Origin of the sequence: Streptomyces aureus (assembly GCF_001418135.1) — a bacterium.
GTDB lineage: Bacteria > Actinomycetota > Actinomycetes > Streptomycetales > Streptomycetaceae > Streptomyces > Streptomyces aureus_A.
Genome location: NZ_LIPQ01000599.1, coordinates 1 through 2,249 on the forward strand (window position 1 = coordinate 1; position 2,249 = coordinate 2,249).

The window sequence follows — 2,249 nt, forward strand, 5'->3', positions numbered from 1 at the left end:
GGCCGGGGAGGTCGGGCACGGCGACGCCCACGCCGAGGTGGTGCGGATGGTCCTCGGGAGCCGTCTCGGTCACCGGCCGGCCGTACCTCCACCCGGTCACGACCCTGGCCGGCCGGGGGGAGTGGCGGGGGGCCAGTCCGGGCCGGGTCGTGTAGTGGGCGACGGCGCGGCCCGCGCAGCGCAGGACCTTCGGGGGCGCGGGGGTCATCGGGCCTCCGCCCGGGTCGACGGCGCCCAGGAGGCGCCGAGTTCGGAGAACAGCCTGAGTCCGCCGGCGCTGGCGTCCACCAGGGCGTCGACGCCGTCGACGACCCGGCGCGGCGCGCTCTCGCCGGGCTCGGTGTGCCAGTGCGCGGCGGGTATCGGCAGCGGGTCGGGAGCCGTCCGCACCGCCTCGACGACCCGCATGAACGCGCCGGTCGCCGCTGGCGGCACCCACAGCGGCTCGCCGTCGGTGACGTGCGCGACGAGGTTCTCCAGGAGGTCGGTACGGGCGTACTCGGTCTCCACCGGTCCGTGCCCGGCGCGCTGTACGAGCACCCGGTCCTGCCGGTACCAGAAGGTGATCCGGCCCTGGGTGCCGTGGACGACGACGTACGGCTCCGAGGTCCGCTCGGCACAGAGGGTCGCCGCGACGGTGACCTGGGTGCCTGCCGAGGTGACGATCCGTACCGCAGAGGTGTCGTCGGACTCGATGGCGTGGGCGTGCAGCAGCTCGGTCTCGATGTGCTCGACGTCCTCGGCGCGGGTGGAGCCCGACAGCGCGAGCGCCGTGGCGACGGCGTGCGCGAGGGGGTTGGTGAGTGCCCCGTCGACGACGTCGGCCCCGCCGAGCCGCCGGTGGCCCGCCCAGGGGGCGCGCCGGAAGTAGGCCTCGTCACGGACCCAGGCCCCGGCCGCGCCGACGCCGAGGAGCTCGCCGATCGCGCCCTCCGCGACCATCCGGCGGATCGCGGGCACCGCGTGCGACCCCAGCGACTGGAACCCGATCTGGCAGGCCACCCCGGCCGCCTCGACGCCGTCGGCCATCCGGCGGAACTCCGCGTACGAGGGGGCCGGGGGCTTCTCCAGGAGGATGTGCGCCCCGTGCCGGGCGGCGGTGAGCGTCATGTCGGTATGGGTCTGGATGGGAGTGCTGAGCACGGCGATCCGGGCGCCGGTGGAGGCGAGCAGCGCCTCGAAGTCGGCGGACTGCTCCGGTTCGCCGATGCCGTCGAGTTCGGCGGCGTCGAGCGGGCGCAGCTCGCAGACCCCGGCGAGACGGACGAGTCCGCGCTCTTCGAGCCGGCGGATGTTGAGGAGGTGGCTGCGGCCGTGGCCGCGGGCACCGGCCAGGACGACCGGCAGGGGGGTGTCCGCGGTGTCCATGTCCTCCGTGTGCGTGGGGTTGCCGTTCATCCCTTCACCGCCCCGGCGCTGAATCCGGTGACCAGCCACTTCTGGATGAAGCCGAAGACGATGACGACGGGCACTGCGGCGATGACGCCGCCCGCGGCGAGCGCCCCGAGGTCGACGCTGTCGGCGCCCATGAGGGTGTTGAGGCCGACCGGGATCGTCTGCTTGTCCTGGCTGCTGAGGAACATCAGGGCGAAGAGGAAGTGGTTCCAGGCGTGTACGAAGGCGAAGGAGCCGACGGCGACCAGACCGGGCCTGAGCAGCGGGAGGACGACGATCCGGAAGGCGGAGAAGCGGTTGCAGCCGTCCACCCAGGCGGCCTCCTCCAGGGAGTACGGCACGTTCCGGATGAAGCCGCTGATGAGGATCATCGACAGCGGGAGCTGGAAGACGGTCTCTGCGATGATCACGCTCCCCAGCGAGTTGATCATCTTCAGTTCGGCGAAGATCTGGAACAGCGGGACGAGGAGCAGCGCGCCCGGCACGAACTGCGAGCAGAGCAGGGCCAGCATGAAGCCCTTCTTGATCCGGAAGTCGAAGCGGGCCAGCGCGTATCCGCCTGCGAGGGCGACCACGGTGGTGCTGATGAGCACCGCGACCCCGATGAGCAGGCTGTTCTGGAAGAAGACGCCGAAGCTCCGCTCGTTCCAGACCTTCTCGAAGTGCGCGGTCGTCATCGGCCAGGGCAGCAGCGAGGTGGAGCCGGCCGGGCGTACGGCGAAGAGCAGGATCCAGTAGAAGGGGACGAGGGTGAAGAGGAGGTAGATCCCGAGGGGCAGATAGATCTGCCAGCGGGGCACCTCGTCCCACGCCCTGCGCCTGGTGCGGGCGGCGGGCGGCGTCCGGTCGGGGGG

At 72.2% G+C, this 2,249-nt stretch carries 3 protein-coding genes; all 3 read right to left on the bottom strand.

The features are described 5' to 3' along the window. Positions 1 to 208: DUF6807 family protein (locus AOK00_RS34745; RefSeq protein WP_173861725.1), on the bottom strand; the 208-nt coding region annotated here is incomplete at its 3' end. Beyond that, positions 205 to 1,398, bottom strand: a complete 1,194-nt coding sequence (locus tag AOK00_RS34750) for a Gfo/Idh/MocA family protein (RefSeq protein WP_079042354.1) — start codon at positions 1,396 to 1,398, stop codon at positions 205 to 207. The genes AOK00_RS34745 and AOK00_RS34750, both read right to left, overlap by 4 nt. After that, positions 1,395 to 2,249, bottom strand: an 855-nt coding sequence (locus tag AOK00_RS34755; protein ID WP_055604117.1) for a carbohydrate ABC transporter permease, incomplete at its 5' end; no start/stop codon positions are given. The genes AOK00_RS34750 and AOK00_RS34755, both read right to left, overlap by 4 nt.

Excerpts from the sequence above, each read along its gene's own strand:
- AOK00_RS34750 (WP_079042354.1), bottom strand. The coding sequence starts at position 1,398 with ATGAACGGCAACCCCACGCACACGGAGGACATGGACACCGCGGACACC.